The 22,578-nt window shown below is 46.5% G+C and carries 14 protein-coding genes, 1 tRNA gene and 1 pseudogene; 8 read left to right on the plus strand and 8 right to left on the minus strand.

What is annotated here, in order from left to right; genetic code table 11:
* The first annotated feature begins 156 nt into the window (after positions 1-156).
* Positions 157-546 carry a DUF1830 domain-containing protein gene (locus QUA97_RS12965; RefSeq protein WP_333093065.1) on the plus strand — a complete coding sequence of 130 codons (390 nt, stop codon included), beginning with the start codon at positions 157-159 and terminating at the stop codon, positions 544-546.
* 241 nt (positions 547-787) lie between these two features.
* A complete protein-coding gene (locus QUA97_RS12970) occupies positions 788-1,375 on the plus strand; it encodes a hypothetical protein (RefSeq protein WP_333093066.1) in 588 nt (195 codons plus the stop codon).
* Between the two features lie 366 nt (positions 1,376-1,741).
* Here QUA97_RS12970 and QUA97_RS12975 read toward each other — a convergent pair whose 3' ends face one another.
* Positions 1,742-3,010 carry a ribulose bisphosphate carboxylase small subunit gene (locus tag QUA97_RS12975; protein WP_333194838.1) on the minus strand — a complete coding sequence of 423 codons (1,269 nt, stop codon included), beginning with the start codon at positions 3,008-3,010 and terminating at the stop codon, positions 1,742-1,744.
* A gap of 220 nt (positions 3,011-3,230) precedes the next feature.
* On the opposite strand from QUA97_RS12975, the gene QUA97_RS12980 reads away from it, so the two are divergent.
* The gene (locus tag QUA97_RS12980) at positions 3,231-4,502 is read left to right on the plus strand and encodes an aspartate aminotransferase family protein (protein WP_333093068.1); all 1,272 of its coding nucleotides are present in this window, start codon (positions 3,231-3,233) and stop codon (positions 4,500-4,502) included.
* 478 nt (positions 4,503-4,980) lie between these two features.
* On the plus strand, positions 4,981-8,619 hold the full coding sequence (locus QUA97_RS12985; RefSeq protein ID WP_333194807.1) for a CHAT domain-containing protein: 3,639 nt from the start codon (positions 4,981-4,983) through the stop codon (positions 8,617-8,619).
* Positions 8,620-8,827: 208 nt separating this feature from the next.
* Here the strand turns inward: QUA97_RS12985 and QUA97_RS12990 are convergent, their stop codons facing one another.
* A complete protein-coding gene (locus QUA97_RS12990) occupies positions 8,828-9,262 on the minus strand; it encodes a CAAD domain-containing protein (protein ID WP_333194839.1) in 435 nt (144 codons plus the stop codon).
* 351 nt (positions 9,263-9,613) lie between these two features.
* A pseudogene (gene gltX / locus QUA97_RS12995) lies at positions 9,614-11,050 on the minus strand (glutamate--tRNA ligase); the annotation flags it as partial.
* 309 nt (positions 11,051-11,359) lie between these two features.
* Between gltX and QUA97_RS13000 the strand changes: the two are divergent.
* The 4 genes from QUA97_RS13000 to QUA97_RS13015 all read left to right on the plus strand — a co-directional run bounded on the left by QUA97_RS13000 (position 11,360) and on the right by QUA97_RS13015 (position 13,774).
* Positions 11,360-11,842 carry a thiol-disulfide oxidoreductase DCC family protein gene (locus QUA97_RS13000; protein WP_194068189.1) on the plus strand — a complete coding sequence of 161 codons (483 nt, stop codon included), beginning with the start codon at positions 11,360-11,362 and terminating at the stop codon, positions 11,840-11,842.
* 98 nt (positions 11,843-11,940) lie between these two features.
* Positions 11,941-12,156, plus strand: coding sequence for a hypothetical protein (locus tag QUA97_RS13005; RefSeq protein ID WP_194012303.1), 216 nt, complete (start codon positions 11,941-11,943; stop codon positions 12,154-12,156).
* Positions 12,157-12,259: 103 nt separating this feature from the next.
* Complete coding sequence (locus tag QUA97_RS13010; RefSeq protein WP_333194809.1) at positions 12,260-12,946, plus strand: DNA cytosine methyltransferase; 687 nt, start codon at positions 12,260-12,262, stop codon at positions 12,944-12,946.
* Positions 12,947-12,961: 15 nt separating this feature from the next.
* Positions 12,962-13,774, plus strand: a complete 813-nt coding sequence (locus QUA97_RS13015; protein WP_333194811.1) for an HNH endonuclease — start codon at positions 12,962-12,964, stop codon at positions 13,772-13,774.
* On the opposite strand, the gene drmB is transcribed toward QUA97_RS13015, so the two are convergent.
* The 5 genes from drmB to QUA97_RS13040 form a co-directional block, all read right to left on the minus strand.
* Positions 13,771-15,282 carry a DrmB family protein gene (gene drmB, locus QUA97_RS13020; protein ID WP_333194813.1) on the minus strand — a complete coding sequence of 504 codons (1,512 nt, stop codon included), beginning with the start codon at positions 15,280-15,282 and terminating at the stop codon, positions 13,771-13,773. The genes QUA97_RS13015 and drmB overlap by 4 nt on opposite strands.
* A gap of 2 nt (positions 15,283-15,284) precedes the next feature.
* Positions 15,285-19,259, minus strand: coding sequence for a DISARM system helicase DrmA (gene drmA, locus QUA97_RS13025; RefSeq protein ID WP_194068192.1), 3,975 nt, complete (start codon positions 19,257-19,259; stop codon positions 15,285-15,287).
* A 140-nt stretch (positions 19,260-19,399) separates the two neighbouring features.
* Positions 19,400-19,473, minus strand: a tRNA-Asp gene (locus QUA97_RS13030).
* Between the two features lie 56 nt (positions 19,474-19,529).
* On the minus strand, positions 19,530-20,657 hold the full coding sequence (locus QUA97_RS13035) for an esterase-like activity of phytase family protein (RefSeq protein WP_333194816.1): 1,128 nt from the start codon (positions 20,655-20,657) through the stop codon (positions 19,530-19,532).
* A gap of 63 nt (positions 20,658-20,720) precedes the next feature.
* The gene (locus QUA97_RS13040) at positions 20,721-22,571 is read right to left on the minus strand and encodes a TM0106 family RecB-like putative nuclease (protein ID WP_333194817.1); all 1,851 of its coding nucleotides are present in this window, start codon (positions 22,569-22,571) and stop codon (positions 20,721-20,723) included.
* Between the last annotated feature and the right edge of the window lie 7 nt (positions 22,572-22,578).

Genomic DNA, 22,578 nt, shown 5'->3' on the forward strand with positions numbered 1-22,578 from the left:
ACTGCAGGCAAGCTCCCAATCCAGATTCAGTAAGTCATTCCCCAATCTAAAATCTAAAATCCTTGGAGTTGGTAGTCGGCTTTACAGTAGGCGGGATCGCCTAGTGTTAGCCTGAGAAGATAACTAAAACTTTTAGGTAAGGCTCCCTCAGCAGTTATGGCTCAAATTCTTGACCCACTACCCTCAGACACCGACAGCAAGATTCTGTGCTGCTACGTCAACGCCACCAGTCTGATTCAGATTGCTCGCATCTCCAACATTCCTAACTGGTATTTTGAACGAGTGGTTTTTCCTGGACAGCGTTTAGTGTTTGAAGCGATGTCCGCCGCAGCATTGGAAATTCACACCGGGATGATGGCGAGTGCAATTTTATCGGACACCATTCCTTGCGATCGCTTGCAGATTAACGAAGGCCCCTATTCAAACGTCAATCCTAGCAGATCGCGAGGGGAAGTTCAGGGCGATCGCGCAGCAACCCCCGGCCGCCCGAAAGCCAGAGAAATTTCAGAATCTTTGACAGTACCCGCCCTAACCGCCGTCGATTAATGGAAGTTGTGAGTTTTGAGTTATAAATTGTCAGTTAATTGATAACTCCGCACTCAAGATTCCAACTTCTGCAAAGCGGTAAATAAAAACTCAACACTTAAAAATAACAATTTTTGAAATGAATTTTAAATCGCAACTCAAAACAGCAAATATTGTCTGATATTTGAGATTTTCTTGAGTTTGGTTCGCGGAATTAACAACTGTGTAACAATAGCATTAAATAGCTTCTTTCATTTCAGTTATGTCAGCAGAATCCGCACTTTCTCCATCTTCCGCCCCAGCATTTGAGCCAGCAGTATTCCGACTTTCTCCCCTGATTAGAATCACCCTGTTGAGCTTGTACGCAGCCCTCACAATTCCCTTACCGTTTTTGTCGGAAGTCACGAAAGCACCAATTCCTCCGATCGCACTCTGGGCGGCAATTATTGTCGGCGCCGCAGGCCTCTACGGCGTGCTCAGCGAACGGGTAATTCTCAGTGAGGAGGGGATTGAAGTTACCTATCCGAAGTGGTTTCCGCGCGTGTTTCGCAGGGGTTGGTCGCTACCTTGGACTGAGGTGAAGGCTCTCAAACCTCGATCGACCGGTCAAGGAGGCTTGGTTTACTATTTTCTGAGTCATGCGGGTGAAGGTTATCTGCTACCGATGCGGGTGGCTGGATTTAATAAATTAGTCGGTTTGGTGGAAGCAAAAACCGGTATTGATACTAGGGATGTTCGCCCTTTGTCGCAGCCTTGGATGTATCTGATTTTGCTGGGATGCACGCTGTTGCTGTTGTTGGTGGATGCGTGGACGATTGTAACTGCGATCGGGCTTCAAGGCAATTTGTAATATTATCTGTGTTGTCTGTTTAGGCTCGAAAACTTAATAACTTAAGCACTTCCTAAAGTCCTGTCTCCTGTAAGTTGCGAGATAGAAGGAGGTAGAGCCTCCGAATCTACATTACCAGGCAGAGCCTGGTAACGAGGGATAATTGTTAACAGTCAACAGTCAACAGTCAACAGTCAGTAGGGGCAGTGGATGGTGCGGGCCCGCCCTCTTAACAGTCAACAGTCAACAGTCAACAGTTAACAGTCAACAGTCAACAGTCAACAGTGAATTTACTATTCCGATGAAGACAGGATTTGATATTACTGGTGCGGCACGACCCAAAGGCGATCGTTATTAGAATTTTCGCAATGGGTATTGTGCGCCCTATTATGGCCGTTGAATAATTGTTTCAACTACCCGCCGCTTGACTTTTGGATCGATACCAATCAGCCGCACGTATTCGCCACCGTGTTCCGCCAAACAAGTTTCTAAAGATGCAATTACATCTTTTTCTTTTCCGTTTTGAATTATCGTGCAACTATGCCAAGAACCAGTCTTAAATCGGCGAGTGTCTGCATATTCCATGCCGATTTTGCTGCCCTGTGCTAACAATTGTCGCACTTGTTCCAACACCTCGGAACTCAGCCGCCCTTGACCGTTACTCACGGCAGAAGTTTGCTCTACGTAAGCTTTATAATATTTGGAATTAGGGTCGCTTAATTGATTTTGCGTTGGCGCGGCTGCAGGAACATTGGCGGTTCCTTGAACGTTGAACAGTCGCGATTGGTTGTATTCATCCACTAAGCGCATTTCCTGAATCCGCTTTTGTTGACCCACCATCAAACCGCCCATTTCTAATAAACGAGCGAGGCTGAAATCAGGGTTGTGGAAATCGGGCGGTGCTTCTGTAGTATTTACCAAACGTTTGGAAACTCGCTCGATTCCTATTTGGTGAATGAATTTGCGGACTTGTTCGTCGTAAATGCGCGATCGCAAAGCGCTAAAAAAGTCGATCGACTGATCGGGAAAATTATCTACCAAAGCGACAATTTCGGTTTTTGACAATTTGTCCGAATCAAAAATTCCGCCGACAATCCCAATTTTATCATCGTGGCTGGGTTCCCAATAAAACTTTTCCATCCGTCCGTCGCGAATCAGCGGCGCGTAGAGCGTTGAAAAGTCATTTCCGGTGACAATAATCGGTACTCGGTGCAGTGGCGTGCTGTCATAACTTCCCGGTAACTGCACGTTAGTTGGATTGTCGGCAATATTCATCAGAGTGGCATTGACCATCTGAGTATTGACGGTATATTGAGTAGTAGTATCGAACCTGCCAGCACCGGCATCCAAATCGTTAATAAAAATGGCGCACATCTGGCCCCGCACCCGAATTTGCTCCGCAGCTTCCCGGTAACGCAAGCGAATTAAACGCGCCGGATCTCCCGCATCTGGACTTTCTAATTCTCCACCAGATATCATCACGGGTTCAAAGCCCATCCGCCGAAAAACCAGTTCGGTTTGAAAAGTTTTGCCTTCTCCTTTGCGGCCGTGAATTCCCAAAATTAAGGGAACTCTTATCCCCGGCAAATTTAAAAAGTTTTTAGTGATGTGTACTGCAACTCGATCGAGAAAGCTAGGAGAAATATAATAACTCATCAGTAGATTTGTGAGGGATTGATTGCTGTTAAATAATCCGGCAAAATTAATCACAATTGCATACATCCTGAAAGCCTTACAGCGTCAAGAGTCTTTGTGTAATTAATTGGGCGCGGTTACTTACTGTTATGATTTTATGACAAAAGTAACAGGCTGCACCGCGAAGCTGGATTTTTGCCGTACAATCGAGGTCTAGATATTATCTGTTAAGGAGCCGTTCGTGAGTCCTGAAACCTTACTAAAAGAACCAAGCGTCCAAGCCGAAGCGAGTTTGTTCAGTTCTGAAAGCTTCGACAGCTATGTAATGACTACTTACGGGCGTTTTGCGATCGCCCTAGAACGGGGCCAGGGCTGTCGCGTTTGGGATACCGAGGGCCGCGAATATCTCGATTTTGTGGCGGGTATTGCTACCTGCACTCTGGGACACGCCCATCCGGCGATGATTGCAGCGGTAACGAAGCAAATACAGACCTTACACCACGTTTCTAACCTTTATTACATCCCCGTACAGGGCGAGCTGGCGAAGTGGCTTGTAGACCATTCTTGCGCGGACAGAGCTTTCTTTTGCAACTCCGGCGCGGAAGCTAATGAAGCGGCTATTAAACTGGCGCGCAAGTACGGCCACGAAAAATTAAATATCTCGAATCCGACAATAATTACCGCCGTTGCTAGTTTCCACGGGCGGACTTTGGCGACAATTACGGCGACGGGACAGCCTAAATATCAGAAGGGTTTTAGTCCGTTGGTTCCGGGATTTCACTATGTGCCTTATAACGATATTAGTGCGATCGAACTGGCGATCGCAGAACTAGACAAAGACGAACGTCAAGTAGCAGCAATTATGCTGGAAGCGCTGCAAGGTGAAGGGGGAGTTCGCCCCGGAGATATCGCCTACTTCCAGCGGATTCGCGAAATTTGCGACGAAAAAGGCATTTTGCTGATTCTTGATGAAGTGCAAGTCGGGATGGGGCGCAGCGGCAAATATTGGGGCTACGAAAACCTAGGGATTGAACCGGATATCTTTACGTCGGCGAAGGGGTTGGGCGGCGGTATCCCGATCGGCGCGATGCTGTGCAAATCTTTCTGCGATGTATTTGAACCGGGAAGTCACGCCAGCACTTTTGGCGGAAATCCTTTTGTTTGCGCTGTCGCTTTGTGCGTGTGCGAAACTTTAGAACGGGAAAACATTCTGGAAAACGTGCAGCAGCGCGGGGAACAGTTGAAAGCAGGCCTCAACAAGTTGGCGGCCGAATATCCGCATTTAATTGCCGAAGTGCGCGGCTGGGGTTTGATTGTGGGGCTGGAATTGCAGGCTGACATCGAACTTACATCGGCTGATATTGTTAAATCGGCGATCGCTGCTGGTGTGTTGTTGGTTCCCGCTGGCCCGAAAGTGCTGAGGTTTGTGCCGCCTCTGATTGTCTCTGCTGCAGAAGTCGATCGGGCTTTGCAGGCGGTGGAGACGGCGCTGCACTCTCAAGCGGTACACTAAATCGACTCAGTTTAACTGGTTCCCTGGCTCTGTCTGGGAACCGATGTCCATAGGAAGTGCCTCGGTTGCGAAAAAAGGAGGTAGAGCCTCGCCTATCTGCGTTACCAAGCAGAGCCAGGTAACGAGTAAACGAGTAAAGGGAGTAAAGCAATAAATGCAAAACTCAGATGCTCGCTTCCGGATCGGCCCTGCTTTCGCTCGAACTGGTAACGAGTAGTCCCACAAATCTTTGAGGATTGTTATAGCTTCCAAGCAATCAGGTTTTTAAGTCTAAAATTTATCATGGTAAAAATAAACCCGCCCCGCTGCAAGTCTGTGGGGGCGGGTTTATCAAGTTTTAAACTTGGCCGAAAACCTGTTTTTTTTGGGCGAATAGGTTGTAGCGATGTGTATGGTGGAAAAACCAGGTTTCTTTAATTCCCCTCGGCGACTCCTACCTCCGATTGGGAATTGAAATTTAAACCGGGAACTGATTTAATTGCTGCACAGAAGCAGCGATCGTATGGTTAATAGTTCGGCGGAATGCACGATGGACGAACAGCGTCGCAAAACTGATGTGAATATGCTCCAAGCGCTGCTGGAAAATCCTGTTGACTCAGGAATAGATTTGATTTTGAAGACCAACTCAAAGTCGATCGACTTTGGGTTCGTGCAAACGCTTTACTTGGAAGTGCCGGCACTGACGCCAGACAGTTTGCTCAAAGCTGCCAAATTTTTCCAAAGGGCGATCGCACCCTTAGAATCTGCAAATGGCAATCCTCAAACCGGGGTAGCATATCTAATTTTTTTAGCAGAAGCCTTGCAAGCAGTGGCGGGCAGCAGTGACTCGCACCACCTGTACTCGCTGCTGAGAAATCATTTAGACAAACTAGACCATAATTTCGCAGAATTGTTGCGCTGCTGGGCACTTTTGGTACTACCCGCTGCCAATCAATCCGAGACTAGGCGCATGGCAGCCCTGATCGGCAATCTGAGTAACAAAATTGGGCGGTTTCCTCTCGGCACCAAGGCTAATAACCTGGAAATCGAAATAGCAGGTTACGAAACTGTTGCTAAGGTTTTTACCCGCAAAGATTTTCCCCAAGAGTGGGCGGCAATGCAAAATAATCTGGGCAACGCTTACAGCGATCGCCCGAAAGGCGATAAGGCTCAAAATATCGAACTGGCGATCGCTTGCTTTGTCAATGCCCTAGAAGTGCAGACTCCCGAAGAGTACCCATCCCAGTGGGCGACGCTGCAAAACAATCTGGGAAGCGCTTACAGCGATCGCCTCCGGGGAGATCCGGCAGAAAATTTAGAACAGGCGATCGCCTGCTATCAAAACGCCCTACAAGTTCGCACCCGCGAAGCTTTCGGGGTAGATTGGGCGAGCACTCAAAACAATCTCGGCCGCGCTTACACCCGCAGGCTGCAGGGCGACAAAGCCCAAAATCTCGAACTGGCAGTCGCTTGCTACCACAATGCTTTGCAAGTTTACAACCGCAAGGTGTTTCCCCGGCGCTGGGCCACGACTCAAAATAATTTGGCAAATGCTTACTGCGATTTCGTGCGGGGCAACCGAGCCGAAAATCTCGAATACGCGGTAACGTGCTATCAGAGAGCTTTGCAAGTGCGGACTAGGGAAGCTTTTCCGCAGCAGTGGGCGACGACTCAAAAGAATTTAGGCCGGGTGTTTATCGATCGCGCTAAAGGCGATCCGGTGGAAAATCTGGAAATGGCGATCTCGTGTTTTCAAAATGCTCTACAAGTCTACACCCGCATCAAATTTCCCGAACTCTGGGCTTCGATCCAAACTTACCTCGGCAGAATCTACACCATGCGGGTGAAAGGGGACAAAGCTGAAAATATCGAAATTGCGATCGCCTGCTATCAAAATGCTTTGCTCTTTTGCAACCGTCCCAAAACTCCCGAACGCTGGGCCATGCTGTGCACCAATCTCGGCCGCGCTTTCAGCCAACACCTGAAAGGGGAAAAAAACCGCAACCTCAAAAGCGCGATCGCCTGCTATCAAAATGCGGCGAGAGTATACACCAAACAGGCAGCCCCCGAACGCTGGGCGATGCTGCAAATCGATCTTGGGCGGGCTTTTGCCAAACTGACGGAGGGGGAAAACTTGTCTCACCTCGATCGCGCGATCGGCTGCTATCTCGCTGCTTGCCAAGTCTACACTCGCGAAACCTATCCCCACCACTGGCTGCAAATTGTCTTTTATTTGGGTCAAGCTTACCGAGTTCGCGGCGAGTTGCTTCGCGCCTGCAGCGTGTTTGCTGCTGCTGTCGATACTGTGGAATTATTGCGCCCTGAAGCTGGGGTTGATGCGGTCGATTTGGGCGATCGGATCGGTACGGCAAAAGTCAAATTAGCCAGCATCTCGACGGGACTCTATAAAGGGCTGGTACAAGTTTGTCTGGAACTCGGCACCACCCAACCCGCATATCGCGCTAAGGCTCTGGAATATGCCGAACGCCACAAAAATCGGAATTTGGTAGAACTGCTGCTGAAATGCGATCTGACTCCCAAAGGAGACTTTTCTGCCGAGGTGCTTGGCTCGTTGAAATCGCTGCAACTGGAAATAGCCAGGGCACAGCGACACGAAGAACAGTCAGAGGCAGAGTCGAGCGCTACCTTAATTTCTGAGGGCGACAGCTCTAGTTTGAACAGCGGTTCTCTGCTGCCGAGTTCGGATTTTATCAACTTAAATCAATTGTGGCGGCAGTTTGATGGGTTGATTGCTCGATCGGTGCAGGCAAACGACCCTTTCTTCAGCTTAGCTCACAAGGTTGAACCCATCGCTTTCGAGCAAATTCGCCAATTGTTGCCTGATGCTAATTCCGCTGCTGTGGTGTGGGCGAGTTTTGAGGATTTGCTGGTGGCTTTTGTGGTGGTTGCTGACGTGCAATATCCCGCCGTTCACCTGTGTTCGCCGGAAAATGCTTTGGCTGTCGAAAGTTGGGCCAGGGAGTACCTCAGCGCTTATTCTGAGCAAAAAGGTCGCTGGATCAATCATCTCCCGGCTCGGCTCAAACGCTTGGCCGCGCTGCTGGAAATCGATCGACTGGTGGCGCTGATTCCCCAAAATTGCGATCGGCTAATTTTTGTGCCGCACCGATTTTTGCACGCTTTACCGCTCCACGCTTTGCCTCTGGGGGTGACAGAGGGGCTTGAGGAGGGCGGGGGAATTTTCAAATCTGGGTGGAATTCGAGCAGCAGTTTTGAGGGGGAGGCGCACAGCAGTTCTGATGTTTTTGCTCGAAGTTCGACTTTTGGGGATGTTTCAGAGGCTGCTGGTTATTTGATCGATCGATTTGCTGGAGGAATTCGCTATGCTCCTAGCTGCGAGTTATTGCGGTTGAGACAAAGCGCGCGCGGCGCAGCTATTGGCCGGTACAGACCGCGTTTGCAGCACCTTTTAGCAGTTCCTACTTTCACCAAAAGTTCACTCTACAGCAACCTGGAAATCGGCACTATTTCCGAACATTTTTCCAGTGCAGAAATTTTGCGTCAAAAGCCTGCTATTCAACAGGCTTTTTCCCAAAAAACAGGGCAGTTGCAGCAGAAAAAATGTGCTCACTTTGCTTGTTTGAGTGTGCTAAATTTGGCGGAATCGATGAAATCTGCTGTGTTGTTGAGGAATGATTCTCTGAGTTTGGAAGAAATTTTTAATTTGGATTTTCGGCAATACTTTTTAGTGACTTTATCGGCTTGCGAAATTGCCGGCGGTTTCCCTAGCGCCGGTGAAGATTTTGTCAGTTTGTCGGCGGGTTTGTTGTATGCTGGTACGTCTAGTGCGGTCAGCAGTCTGTGGAGAGTGAACGATATTTCGATGCTGCTGCTGACAAGCAAGTTTTATGAAAATCTGGGGCGGTTTCCTCGGTTGCAGGTGGGGGATGTGGCGATGGCGCTGATTGACGCTCAAAGGTGGCTGCGAGATTTGACTAGCGAGGAATTGGAGGTGTTGCTGGCGGATTTTCAACCTCAAATTTCGCAAACGTTCGATCGGCTTTCTCAAAGTTCTCGCCTGATTGCAGAGGCATCTTTGCAGCAAATTCGCAACCGCAAACCCTGTCCTTTTGCTAATCCCTATCACTGGGCTGCTTTTACGGCTGCTGGAGTTTAGTCAGTTGTTAGGAAAGCAGTTGTTAGTTGTTAGTTGTTAGTTGTTAGTTGTTAGTTGTTAGTTGTTAGTTGTTAGTTGGTCTGAAAGCATTAGTTATTAGTCAACAGTCAACAGTCAACAGTCATTAGTCATTTAAAAACCCGACACTAACAACTCATAAAAAGTTGTCTAATGTCGGGCACAAATTCAACAAATTACCAGCAAAAATTTAGGACTTTTTGCCGAGAATTTGTTCTTTCAAAGCTTGAATTTCTTGACCTAATTGTTGGCGGTTGGAAGAGCGCAACAAATAGCGGTAGACAAACCATGCGGTGTATCCGATACCGATTAGCTCAAATGTGGGTGCTAGCAGGGGGATGTCATTGAGTTCGTCTACTATGCCTAAAAGCACTTTCAAAGAAACAATCGAGGCTAAAATTACACCGACAACTGTCAGGGGGCTTTTGTACTGCTCGTAAAAGCTACCGATGTAAGCGGGAAACTCCGACAAAATTGAGATAATTTGTTCTTTGATCTGCTGGGCCTGACTTGGGGGTTCTTCGGTAATTATGACTTGTGTGGTACCGCTCGAACTGTCTGCTTCATTTTCAGCAGGAATTTCGGTGATGATAATTGTTTTTTCTGGTTCGTTTGATGAAGTCATTTCTCCACTCGCAATAGTTTTTTGCTGGTTGGCGGCAGGTATTTCAACTGCTGCTGCGACTGTTTCAAGAGCCGGTATTTCGACTGCTGCAACCTCCCCGTCGGTTGGTTCTAGAGCCGACACTTCGCCTGTTTCTGAAGTCGGTATTTCGACTGCTGTAACTTCCGCCGCCTCTGCTTCAGGAGCCGATATTTCGACTGCTGAAACCTCTGGTGCTGAAGTCGGTATTTCGGCTGGTGAAACTTCCGCTGCTGGGTGTTGTGCGACAGAAGTTTCGGCGACTGTTTCTGCGTTTGGTTGTTCTGGGGCAGGAGTTTCGGCCGCGACACCAACAAGCGGCAAATTCAAGTTGCTAATAGCCTCTTGCAAGCGGGTTTTAGCCGTCCCCCGCTGGTGAAGGATTACCCAAGATTCTATCAGGTCGGGGCCGTGCATTGCACCTGTCAGGGCTGCTCTGAGCGATCGCATAATTAGCCCTTTGTTCAGATTTTTCTCTTTACTGAGCTTTTTAGTGATTTTCTGAGCTTCGGCTGACTGCAGGGTGGCATGACTTTCCAGAACTTCTAGAACTGCTTGTAAAGCCTCTGCAGCCCCTGGCTGCTGCAACTGTGCGAGTGCTTCTTCTTCGTATTCCACAGTGGGAGAGAAGAACAACTTGCACATATCGACAGCATCGGTTAAGCGAACGAGACTCGGGCCGATTAAAGCAGCTATTTGTTCGAGCCAGGGGCGGTCTGCCTCGGTGTCAAACTCATAACCGGCTTTCTGCCAATAAGGTATCAGCAAATCTGTCAATTGCGGTACTGGCATTTTGTGGAGATATTGACTGTTGAGCCAGTTGAGTTTGTCCCAGTCAAATTTTGCACCAGCTTTGTTGACTCGATAAAATGTAAATAATTCTGCTGCTTCCGACAGTGTAAATATTTCCTGCGTTGAATCCGGCGGAGTCCAACCGAGCAAAGTCATGTAATTGACTAAAGCTTCGGGGAGGTAGCCCATATCTTTGAAGTCAGAAATCGAGGTTACGCCGTCGCGTTTAGAAAGCTTTTGCCCTTGGGAGTTTAAAATCAGCGGCGTGTGGCCAAATTCTGGGATTGTCGCGCCCAAAGCTTCGTAGAGCAATATTTGTTTGGGAGTATTGCCGATGTGATCTTCGCCGCGGATGACGTGGGTGATGGCCATGTCGATGTCATCGACAACTACGGCGAGGTTGTAGAGTGGTTGGCCGATGACGCCGCCGCTGGATGCTCTGGCAATTACCATGTCGCCGCCGAGGTCGCTACCTTTCCAGGTTACGGTGTCGCGCACCATGTCGTTCCAAGAAATTGTGCGATCGTCGTCGATGATAAACCGAATCACAGCTTGTCGCCCTTCGCCTTCAAAAGCTGCGCGCTCTTTGCTTGTCAAGTTGCGGTGGCGGTTGTCGTAGCGGGGGGCTTGTTTGTTGGCTTTTTGTGCTTCCCGCATTTCGTCGAGTTCTTCCGACGTGGTGTAGCAGCGGTAGGCGAGTCCATTGTCTAGAAGGGTTTGGACTGCTTGGCGGTATATTTCCAGACGCTCGGACTGAAAACTCGGGCCTTCGTCCCAGTTCATCCCCAGCCATGTGAGTCCTTCGAGGATGTTATCGGTGTATTCGCTTTTAGAGCGTTCGACATCTGTGTCTTCTACCCGCAGGATGAATTGGCCACCTTGGTTGCGGGCAAACAGCCAGTTAAATACGGCGGTTCTGGCGGTACCGATGTGGAGGTTTCCGGTGGGACTGGGGGCTAGACGGACTCTGACATTCATGTATATTTTTGCTTTTAGATTGGGGTTGATTTGCTGGTTGGGGGAATCGCGGATGTTTCAGACTTTAAAATTTTATTATATTTTGTTGCCGAATTAACAGTTGTGCTTGGCAGGTGCTTGGCCTGGAATTGTTTGATATTTGATTGTTGGGCAACTGGGCAAAGGGCATCTTGATGATATTAGCATTGCGGGCGGCCAAGACTGAATTCACCTTTGGGACTATTTTCAAAGCACAAATAACTGTCGTAGGACTACCAAATAATTCTTGTAGAATGTTTGTGTGCGATCGCTCTTAAAACATATTTCCCTATGTCTGCTGCTAAAACCGAGTTTTCCGAATCTGTTGAGGTTAAGCCCTCTTGGCAAATCGAGTTGCTGTACGACGCTGAATGCCCGCTGTGCGTGCGAGAGGTGAATTTTTTGAAGAAACGGGATGCAGGGCGAGGTTTGGTGTCGTTTGTGGATATCGCGGAGGATGGCTATAACCCGGAAGCCCACGGCGGAGTTGACTACGAAACGGCGATGGGGCGGATTCACGCGGTGTTACCCGACGGTACGACGGTTAAAAATGTGGAGGTTTTTCGCCGTATTTATGAGATTTTGGGAATGGGATGGATTTATGCTGTTACTAAGTTGCCGGTGATTGGGGCGATCGCTAATTGGCTGTACGGAATTTGGGCAGATTGGCGGCTGAGGTTGACCCGAAGGCAGGATTTAGCAAGTATTATGAGCGATCGAACTGCGCGGATCGAGTGCGAAGTTCAAGGCCGCTGCCAACCAAACTCGAAATGAGTCATATTGAGTAAGTGCGATCGACGGATTTGCAGATTTCAGCAGGAACCAACTGCAACTAACATTAAAGATTGATTGATCGAAAGCAGGTAAAAACAATGCAAGATGCAGGATATACAGTCTTCATGGGCTTCGGCGGCCTCTGGGTAGTCATGGGAATTATCGCTGTGATTGTCCTGTTCAAATCGGACGGTCAAAAGTTGAGGTTTGGCAAATGGGGATTGTTGGTTGCTATTCCGATTCTAGTGCCGATCGTCCTAGTGTTACTCTATCAAATAGCCAGACCTTCGATGCTCCAACACCTGATAAACTAGCTCGGGAAAAATTCGATCGCCAGCAGCAGAAGTTTTTTTGCCAGTATTTTCGACTAAACTATACCACGTAGTAATTAGTTTACCTGAAAGACTGTCCTGATTGATGCCTAAGCAAACCAAGTCCACAATCAAAGCTCCTACTGTACTCGATCTCTTCTGCGGTGCAGGCGGGATGAGTTTAGGTTTTCAAAATGCCGGCTGCGAGATTATCGGAGGTATTGATAAAAATCCCCATGCCATCAGAACTCATCATAAAAACTTCCCTGACTGCCAGCTCAAGCTGGATGCCAAACCGATCGAATCCATTACAGATTTAAGTAAACTTGGTTTGCAGCCCGGAGAAGTTGATATTTTAATTGGCGGGCCGCCGTGCCAAGTATTTTCAGTAGTTGGTAAAGGCAAAATGAGGTCTTTAGGCAAAAATATTGAAAGGGATATTAGAAACTTTTTATACGAAGATTTTATTCGATTCCTTGAATATTATAAACCGTACTTTTTTGTAATTGAAAATGTTAATTATCTCAACAGCCACTGGATATTCCCTACTTTGATCCAAGATTTGGAAAATGGACTGCACAAAAAAGATGGTGACTATCCAGGCTATGATCTTAGCTCAAAAATCTTAGTAGCTTCTGATTACGGCGTGCCTCAAATCCGAAAACGCCTGTTCATCGTCGGGCGGCGCAAGGATTTAAATCTAAATTTTGAGTTTCCTGATATGACTAGGATGTTTGAGCTAGTTGGCAATTCTGTGCCGTCGCTTTTAGAAGAGGCGATCGCCGTCAAGTAAATGAGGTATTAATAAATGGCTTTAGGGAAGCGTTGGACACGAGACGAACTCATTATCGCAATGAATTTATACTGCAAGCTACCATTTGGACAGCTCGATCGTAACACGCCAATTATTATTGAAGTAGCTCAAAAGCTAGGAAGAACACCAAGCAGCCTATCAATGAAGCTTTGTAATTTAGCTTCACTCGATCCTGTACAGCAAGCCCGTGGTATTCAAGGTCTTCGCGGTGTAAGTAATGCCGATCGCGGCATTTGGCAAGAGTTTGATACAAATTGGGAAGAACTAGGAGTTAAAAGCGAAGAACTATTTCAAGAATTATTTGATAATGCAATACCTGAAGAGTATCAGCTACCCAGACAACGAAAATCTCAAAATGTCAGCGCAATCAAAATACCTAAAATTCAGCCAACTGGCGATACAGAAGTAGAAGCTAGTATAAAAGCACGAGTCGGACAAACTTTTTTTCGCCAAACTATTCTGGCCAACTACAAAAGCCGTTGCTGTATTACTGGTAATCCAATTCCACAACTTTTGATTGCGAGCCATATACTACCTTGGAGCGATTACCCAGAACATCGACTCGATCCTCATAATGGTTTGTGCCTTGCTCGTACTCATGATGCAGCTTTCGATGGGGGAATGATTACATTTGATGAAGATTATCGACTGGTTCTTAGTTCATATCTTGAAAGTTTCTTGCCAGAAGAGATATTAGAGAATAACTTTGTTGCCTATCATGGAAAGCAAATGCGTTTACCTGAAAAATTTCAACCTAATCCTAACTTTCTTCGCCGTCATAGAGAAGAAATTTTTCTTGACAATTAATAGTAGCCATAATCAACTGAAAGTGCTGTGATTAAACGGTGAGAGAGTGTATGCCACCACACAAAAACAGGATGCAAATACTCTTCTTTAGTTCCTGGCATAGCCTTGATTTTTCGGTAGCCTTCGGGTGCATTATAGGCGCGTCGCCAGCGATTGGGGGCTTCTCCTTGTAAAGGGAAATGCTCGGAAATTCCTTGAGGTTCGCGGTCTGATACAAAATCGATAAAAATTCCTTCACCAAACAATTCAACTCCAGGATGCCAAGCAATACGCTCGTTTGGAGGCACGTATTCAACCGGGACAATTTTCGGCTGATTTTTTTCATTGTCTGCATCAATTGGTCGCGTGTAGCCAATTTGTACCATTACTACTCGCAATCGGCTTAGCGGTGTTATCCTCAAAATTCGACCTGAATCTAAGTTGAATTGCCTCACATTTTCGATGTAGACTTCAAATTGATTCGGCCCTCCTGGTTTATCGGAACGCTGAGGAGGAGCACCGTCACAAGCTGCATTTTGCAAGCTGATAAATTCATCTTTTCTCAGTGTTGCTTCTGTTATTTCTTCGGAATTGTTTATTTCGCCTAAAATGTCAGCGATCGCTCCCATAATTTCCGCCTCATCATACTGATTAATAGTTTCAGTAATTGTGGGATCGAGGCGCTTTCCTTTAACTAAGTTGTTCAAAATCTGTACTAGCTGATTTTTAGAATTTACAGGTACGGCAACAAGAACATCTAAGACAGCACGGCTTTGAAGGAGGCGGTGCAAAGCCGTATCTAATGGAGGAATTGTCAGTGCAGACCTGATTTCAGAAACTCGCAAGTTAGCAGCACCGCGTTGAATTATTTTAGCAGACTTTGCACAGTGTGTACCTTCTTCTAAGGCTCGTTCTATAAATTTACCCCTACATGGAAACTTTCTAGAGTAAGCAGTTCCAAAGTTTTGTTTAGCGTCACAACTTGGACAGGTAATCTGAATATTTTTGATGGCACCTCCACCGCCTTGCCACTTGTAGAAACTTGAACCAGAACATTTAGCCGTGTGTTTCATGAGCGAGCCCCAAGGAACTTCATCAACGTGTCCGTGGGAGCAAGCTAAAACAAAGCGAACGGCTTCTTCGCGAGACTTCGCCCATGCGTCTACCCATGTGCGTTTCTTGGGACAGTCAGGACAATCTATTAAAGACTGATTTTCGTATCTGTAAAGAATGCCGTGATTTGGACACAGAGACCACCTCGGAAAATTATAAGCGTTATATACCACTAAATTTTCTTTGTATCCTAATTCAGCGTTAGATGGTAGCCGAAAGATTTTTTTGTTATTCAACAAAGTTTGTGAAAGCCGCAAGTCTCGAATTTCATAAATCTCAGGATGACTATTATCAAATAGCCGGGAATGGCTGGGAGAGGCGATCGCAACTGGGCCGTCTGGCGTTTCCAGAATGCTGCCGGGCCCAAAAGTTGTAATGTACTGTGAAGGCCGCAGAGATTGACCTTTTGATGCCATAATTAACCTCGTTGATTTTCTGAGTTTTGTCGATAATTTGAGGGAATGCTACCAAAGCGTGTCATTCCTTCTACGTCGCGCAATGACTGGGGAGCATTCCGATAGACGACGGAAAAGTTTCGTTCTTGATGTTGCTCATCTCCTAAGACAACGGGCTTGGTTGGATCTTTATCGATCGCATATTCTTCATAAACCAGATTGTTTTCATTTTCTGCGACTGTTTTCCAGCGATCGAAGCCTGCTCGCACTTCGCGATCGACCTGATCTTCTGGCGGGCGGCGAATTGGCAGTTGAATTTGCGATCGCCTGTTAATTACTTGATCGATCGCCTCTAATTCCTCCGCTTTGCGATTATTTTGCATCACAGAAGCATTGCTCCTTGCCGCCCATTCCGCCAAAACAGGTACATTCTGAATTTCTCTGGCTTGGCGCAGCAATGCGACGGCTACGGGCCCCATACCTCGCTCTCTAGCCCTAGCAGCGAATGGTGTGACTGTAATCGGTTCAACATAGCGATAAATAGCTCTGTGATACCCAGTAAAAAACTCGTAATGGTCTAAGTCTCTCGGACGGCTAGCTCTGAAGAAAGTAATGACTAAACCTCCTTGAGAACGACCGACTCGACCTGTAGCTTGAATGTAGGATGAAGTAGTTTTCGGCTGACCGTTGACAATCATTAAACCTAGGCGATCGATATCAACACCTGTACCAAACATTGACGTACTCAAAACAATATCTTTGGCTTCAGGCAATGATTGGGCGAGGCTGCTCAATAAACCTGGCAGTTCCGTCGAATCCTTGCGGCTGGAAAGCTCTATTTCTTCGCCTAACTCTCGTTGAGCAACTCCTTTAATATCTGCAACATACTTCAGCCGTTCCGCAATATCTTGGCGGTAAAGAGTCAAGGCTCCAGCTAACTCTCTAATCGCATTAAAATAACCAACTAGCGTCCAGTACGGATCGCAATCTGTGTCATTATATTCTCCTTGTCTCAGTTCCCAAATACTTTGGAGCATTGACGAGTACAGCCGAACAATCGGAGTTTGAGCGCCCTTACCAGGAGCACACACAGCAACATACAGGCGACCGCTAGGATGTCGATCGTTTTCATCAGTATCTATGGGGTGAACATTCGCTGGCGTTCTGGCAAAAAAGCTATCTGCTGCTGACAGACTCATCGGTGGAAATTGAAATACATTGCGGTCAAACAGGCATTGTATTTGGGATTGAGACTGTCGTACCGTTGCAGTAGAGGCAATATATTTAGGTTTGACAATTTGACCGCGATACATTTGTTCGCACAAAGTATCAACAGCCGTTTCATAAAGCCCTACCATACTGCCTAATGGGCCTTCAATTAAATGCAGCTCGTCTTGTAAAATCAAGTCGGGCGGTAACAGCGGATGCACATCTTTTTTATGCTTTTGAGGAGATGTTGACTCAACTCCTGCATTCGCACGGTAGTAACCTTCTCTGCTGCAATAGCGATTGACGTTGCCAAAAAGAGAGCCTGCTTTTGGCTCAAATGCTAAACGGGCAAATTTATCTACTGTAGCAACCAGTAAAGAAGGAATGCGCGAATAAATTTGGTCGTCTACTGTAAATGCTGAAATTGGGATTCTGGAAGAGTGCGAGCTTTGTTTGAAAGCTGCTATTGGATTTTCCCAAACCAATTTATTAGAAATGTTGAAGAGAGGCTTAGATGTTTGGTTAAATTGAATGGGTACTTTTTCATTCCATTGCTTAGCCGTGTTTAGGTAGCAGTTGGGACTGGGACAGTAAATTTCAAAATTTTCGATATTTTCGGCACCGCGGCTGCCTTGATAAGCTTTCTTAAAATATCCCGACCTGCTAATTCTGAAAGCAACTAATTCTGTATCGATTGAGTGAGGTTTTACTTGAGTTCTCCACCAATCATCTAATTGTCCCGATAAAAGTCTGACACCTTCTTTTAAATTAAAATTAATTGATAGTGTAATATAACCTTCAGCATTGCTGTTGTTAGATACAGAAAAAATAGGAGCTTTTGCCATTTCCTCTAAAGGTATAACGTGGCGAGCAAGTAAGCTGGGTTTAACTTCACCTTTGATGACCAAATAAATAGTATGTCCGTCTTGTTTTGCACCCAAACCATCTTTGGGAATAGCTAGAATTGAGCCGCAACAAGGACAGTTAAGAATCTGAGCAGGTTCTCCCTCTGCTTTTTGCCCTTTGAGGGCATCAATAGCACCCGCCCTGAGATATGACGATCCTTTTAGACTGTTGGGCGTAACACTTCCCCCAACCCACAATCCGGCAGAAAAGCGCGTAGTTCCCCAAATGTTACTATCTTTCAAGCTACACTTTGGAGGTCTCCAACCGACAGGTGCACTGGTTCCTAAATTTTCAACTCGCAACACTTCACAGGCGACAATTAAGCCTAAAGCACGACGAAACTGTTGAATTGTTAAGAGTCTGAGGGTGTATCGAGAAATGACGCTAATACCGTGTCCGGTGCGATCGCCCTCGGGATCTTTCTGAGATCTCAATCTTCTCAATCCCATAGTGAAAGCAGCTAAACCCAAGTACGCCTCAGTCTTGCCGCCGCCAGTCGCAAATGCTAATAAGTCGCAAGTTGCGCGATCGGGGTGGAGTGGATTGGCGATCGCCGGAATATTCACTAACACAAAAGCAAGTTGAAAAGGTCGCCATCTAAATTCATCTCTCTTACCCTTCCAAGAAGCCTGCAAATCAATTGCTTTATTAGCTAAACAGAAAGCCAGCCTAACTTCCTCATCCTCAGCGATCAGATCGATCGCTTCTTGAATTCTTGCCATTGCTTGACGGCAGGTTGCTAAGTGTCGGTTAGCGGCCCTGCGATATCTACTCTCCAAGCGATCGACTGCTGTGGCTTGTTGACCTATCCAAGCTGCATATCCATGGACAAGAGGTTGCAGCGCCTCCCGAATTGCGATCGGATTCCAGGTTTGGGCTAATGCAGTTGTCCTGAGTTCAGGAGGATGTCCAGTTTCCAAATCCCAATCAATTTCTGGAGATTGAATCGGATAACAAGGGACATATTCTGTTCGGCATTCAGGTTTAGCAAACTTTTGCCGCTGCTCTTTTCCGTATTCAGAATCGACAACTTCTGCGTCAATCCACAGCAAGGGATTTTCTACCTGACAAGGACGTTCGGGGTCTATTTCTGCCCAAACAGCAGCGCACAAATGACCCCGCGCGTAAGCTTGATACTCTCGATATATGAGTGCTAACGATTCATCTTCTTCTTCAAGACTTCCCGCCGCAGGAACCTCCGCAGCCGGTTCAAAACTATCAAAAGGTAAAAGTTCAGTATTTTCTGCACAAAGGACTCGAATTTGAGGCTGAAAAATCATATCGCCTGTCTGAAACCGCCGTTTTCCCGACTCTTCCATCGGGTCAATCAGAGAAGTTTCATTAACTAGGTAAATCGATACTTTGTAAGTATTGTCACCCCGCCGCGCGCTGCGAAGAGTAATTCTAACCGCATCTATTTCGGGGATTTGTAAAAATTCGGAAATAGGTGTTATTTCCGGAGTTAGGTAGCAATGTGGAACTCGCCTGAAAACTTGTTTTCCCTGCGGATCTTTTTGATCTTGATACCGCGCCCAAGTTGCACAAAAAGCTATCTGCGGTTTCCCTGTATCTGTAGCGCGGACAATAAAAGAAATCCCCATAGAACGGGGTAAAGACTTGGGATCTAAAATCGGGGCTGCTGCTGCAATTGGGGATTCTTCGTCGGAATCGTCATCGCCGCATTCATCTATCCCAGTCCCTAAAGTTTCAGCCTCTCCTTCAATTTCCTTAGCATCCTCCTCGCTAGCATCTCGCGGGATCAGGACACCGGTGATGAACTCATTACGGGGGTCTTGGGTGCTGGGTAACACCTCGAAACAAGACTCTCTCGGGCCGAGAACTTCCTGTCTGAGACGGAGTAGCAGTTCTGTGCGTACTGACACAATATACCTTCTGCAGTTGGTTAGAATCCAGCCTTGTACTGCGCTTGCCGATCGTACAAGGAGTTATCCTTGAGTATAAATTAAAACAGTTCAGCTTTTTTACAAAGCTGAACTGCTTAAACTTTATATTTACGAGAGAACGGGACAGACGGGGCTCGAACCCGCAACTTCCGCCGTGACAGGGCGGTGCTCTAACCAATTGAACTACTGTCCCTCGTTTTGCCGTTCTTTCAGGCACAATTTCTATTATGCCTATAACTTCACCTTTTGTCAAGAGGTTTTTTGAACTTTTATTTGGAAGCCCAAAATCTGAGTCTCTTGTAGGGGACTGAAGTTGTTGTCGCTGACCAAAATCAGACCTCTGCTACCATCGGCTAACTCCGGGCCGAATGTCAACCCCTCAATGTTGTCTAGGGGAATTTTTAGGGTTTCCAAGTCCAGCAGCAGCCGTTTTTGAGCGGGAGAAACCTCGCCCCGACTGCTTTTGAGGCTTTCTATCCCTTCTATGCGATCGGCTTTTTCCAAAGAAACCTCAAATAGCCTAACAGTAACGCCGGTTTCCAGGGAGAAAGCACGCTCTAAACTCAGCAAGCGCTTGTCGTCGATCGCCAACAAATCCGCTAAACCATTGGTAGTGAATTTTCCCACAGGATTTGCACCAGGGGGTAGCGGTTCGGTGATGTAGGCAAAGGAGGCATCTGGATTGCCGCTTAACGCATCGTAGCGCAGAATCCGGCACGGGCTGCCTTTTTCCAGAGAAGGCACGGCGCCATCCTGTACCATAGCGTTTTCGGTGGCGGTGAATAGATATTGGCGATCGGGCGTTAAAGTCAAACTTTCAAAGGATAGATTGTTGCGAATGCCTTTAGTGCCTTTGTCGTCTGGCAAAAATAGATCGGGAATTGGCAGCGTTTTGAGCAGTTTACCGTCGAGGGAGAATTCTTTGATGAAAGGATTGATTTGGCGATCGACATCTCCCTCCGAAGAAACAAACACGCTATTGCCCGCAAAAGTTATCCCCTCTAGATCTAAACTTAAACTCGGAAAACTTTCGCCCTTTTCATCTAATAAAGTAGTGACACCAGTAAATTCAATATTTTCTTTTTCCAATTTACCCGATTTCAAGTTTATTTTGAGAGAATAAAAGCGAGCCGGAGCCTTGCTGCTGCGGTCATCCGAAATGGCATAATAAACTTGTTTTTCGGCATCGTAAGTAATCCCCGAAAGTCCGCCAATCTCCGTCCCCTGAAACGGAGAACCAGTAGGAAATATTGCTCTGCCGATAAAATCTATTTTGGTAAGGGCGAAAGATTGGACTGACAAATTCATCAAAATTGCCACAATTGCTGCTATCAAAAAACAGGAAATAAATATAATTATTTTTGCTGACTTTCGCATCTTACTATCTTCTCTTTCTAACTTCGCGCCCTTTGCGCCTTCGCGGTTCGTTTAATCATAAAATCACCGTTTCTGATTCAGCAAAAAATTAGTCAACCAATCTTTCACCACATAAGTAGCGCGACAGTCGTCCTCATTGTAGCGGACGATCGCCTCCAAGATCGATCGATCGCCAGTTTTGAGCCAATCATCGTACCAACAGACACACTGAGCCCCATTAGCCTTAGCATCCCGCCAGTCAAAACCCAACCAGCGGGCGATGGGTTTTAGCGCATAACTTTCCACCGGCATAATCGCCTGCTGCGTCACTTGTTTGTGAATATCTACAAACCGTTTCAGCACTGGTTTCCACAAATAAGCTGGAGTATGGTAAAGTTTAGCTAGGCGTTTAAAAGTCTTGACTTCGTAGTCGCAAAAGTGGAAAATCGGAGCAATAGGATAAGCCCACATTAATTCTAAAAATTGCTCCCAAATTGCACCTTCCTCTGCTGCTGATTCTGCCAGAAAACCGTGGAATTTTTCAGTTTTGTTGTACCTATCGACAACTAAGACTCCGTGGAGATAATCTAAATTCATCTCCGGTTCCGCTTCAATGTCAAAATAGAGTTCGATTGGGGCTACCGACAAAAAAACAGATTGAGAATAGGGAATTGGTTTGCTGCGGAGAATAGGCGCAGGCTTTGCTGGTGCTGCTGGTTTATTTTCTCTAATTTTTACTTCTTCAACTGTGATGTCATTCAAGATATTATCTACAATATCTGGTACTATTTCAGATAAGTTAAGTTGTTCTAAATTCTCACTTCTACCTTCTTCTATATCCTTGATCCGTGTATCCATGTCAAAATCCGTGTCGTGCCTTCCTTCTTCCTTCTTCCCTCTTCCGACTTCCATCGAACTGACATCCGTTACATCCGTTATAAAATCCGTTGCCGAACTTCCTTCTTCCCGCAACAGCGGTTGATTTAACAAATGAGATTGAGCTTGCCGCACCACATCAAAAGCAACTCTGTCGGGAAATTCTGGATAATCGGCCAGCAATTCGGAATTAGCATTAGCGAGAGATTCTACATCAGTAATTCCTAGAGTTTTTAGTCTAGCATAGCGGCCGGCAGTAACTCCGGGCAATAGCGAAAGATGTTTAATAGATTCTGCTTCCCCATGACAAGTAGTATACCAACCGCAAAGATTGCATTTTTGGCGGGAAATGAACACTTCGGGTTTATCCATATTTTCTATCATCTGAATGCAGCGATCTAATATCTCGAACATCTGAGGATTTCGCCGATCGATATTCACTTCCCAAAACCCTTTTTTTCGCAGCATTAGCCACGCAGATTCGGGGATTTTTCCCTGCACGGCCGCTAATATTCTGGCGTGAAAAGCTGCAATAATTTGATAGTCTAGCTTTGGTCGTTTGCTGAGCCAAATATCGGCAGTAACGTAACTCCAATCGCCAAATTTGGATTGTCCTGGCTGTTTGATTAATAAATGCGGGCGGCTGACGAGGGTAATATTTGAAGAGTGCGGAGTGGAGGATGAAAGATGAATATTAGTTTGGGAGACTTCCCCCGTATCTGAGAAATATTGACCGTCAATTCCTACCATAGAAGTTAATTTACCGTTGGTTTGGCCCAATTCGCCTTGGATTAGAACTCCTCGGTAAATGCGATCGACTCCTTGCTGCATTAAACTCAATGTAGCGATCGCGCCAGCTTCCCAATCCCCTCTAGGATAATATGGTTGTTGGTAAGTCTCGTGTTCCAAAACCTGCTGCTGGTATGCGGCGCTGTCGCGCATCAGTTTCAGCAAAAAGTCGCTGGGGGGATCTAGTTGTTTCCAGTCTCCGCAGGTGTCTAAAAATGCTCGGAGATTGCATCGTTGATAGGAAAGTAGCAGTTTGTCAGTTATTAACATTTAGTAT

It is taken from the genome of Microcoleus sp. CZ3-B2, from assembly GCF_036705055.1.
Lineage (GTDB): Bacteria > Cyanobacteriota > Cyanobacteriia > Cyanobacteriales > Microcoleaceae > Microcoleus.

Bases quoted from the DNA above. Each gene is read 5' to 3' on its own strand.
- QUA97_RS12965 (WP_333093065.1), top strand. From the start codon at position 157: ATGGCTCAAATTCTTGACCCACTACCCTCAGACACCGACAGCAAGATT.
- QUA97_RS13015 (WP_333194811.1), top strand. From the start codon at position 12,962: ATGGCTTTAGGGAAGCGTTGGACACGAGACGAACTCATTATCGCAATG.
- QUA97_RS12975 (WP_333194838.1), bottom strand. From the start codon at position 3,010: ATGAGTTATTATATTTCTCCTAGCTTTCTCGATCGAGTTGCAGTACAC.
- QUA97_RS13040 (WP_333194817.1), bottom strand. From the start codon at position 22,571: ATGTTAATAACTGACAAACTGCTACTTTCCTATCAACGATGCAATCTC.
- QUA97_RS13010 (WP_333194809.1), top strand. From the start codon at position 12,260: ATGCCTAAGCAAACCAAGTCCACAATCAAAGCTCCTACTGTACTCGAT.
- QUA97_RS13000 (WP_194068189.1), top strand. From the start codon at position 11,360: ATGTCTGCTGCTAAAACCGAGTTTTCCGAATCTGTTGAGGTTAAGCCC.
- QUA97_RS13035 (WP_333194816.1), bottom strand. From the start codon at position 20,657: ATGCGAAAGTCAGCAAAAATAATTATATTTATTTCCTGTTTTTTGATA.
- QUA97_RS12990 (WP_333194839.1), bottom strand. From the start codon at position 9,262: ATGACTTCATCAAACGAACCAGAAAAAACAATTATCATCACCGAAATT.
- QUA97_RS13005 (WP_194012303.1), top strand. From the start codon at position 11,941: ATGCAAGATGCAGGATATACAGTCTTCATGGGCTTCGGCGGCCTCTGG.
- QUA97_RS12970 (WP_333093066.1), top strand. From the start codon at position 788: ATGTCAGCAGAATCCGCACTTTCTCCATCTTCCGCCCCAGCATTTGAG.
- drmB (WP_333194813.1), bottom strand. From the start codon at position 15,282: ATGGCATCAAAAGGTCAATCTCTGCGGCCTTCACAGTACATTACAACT.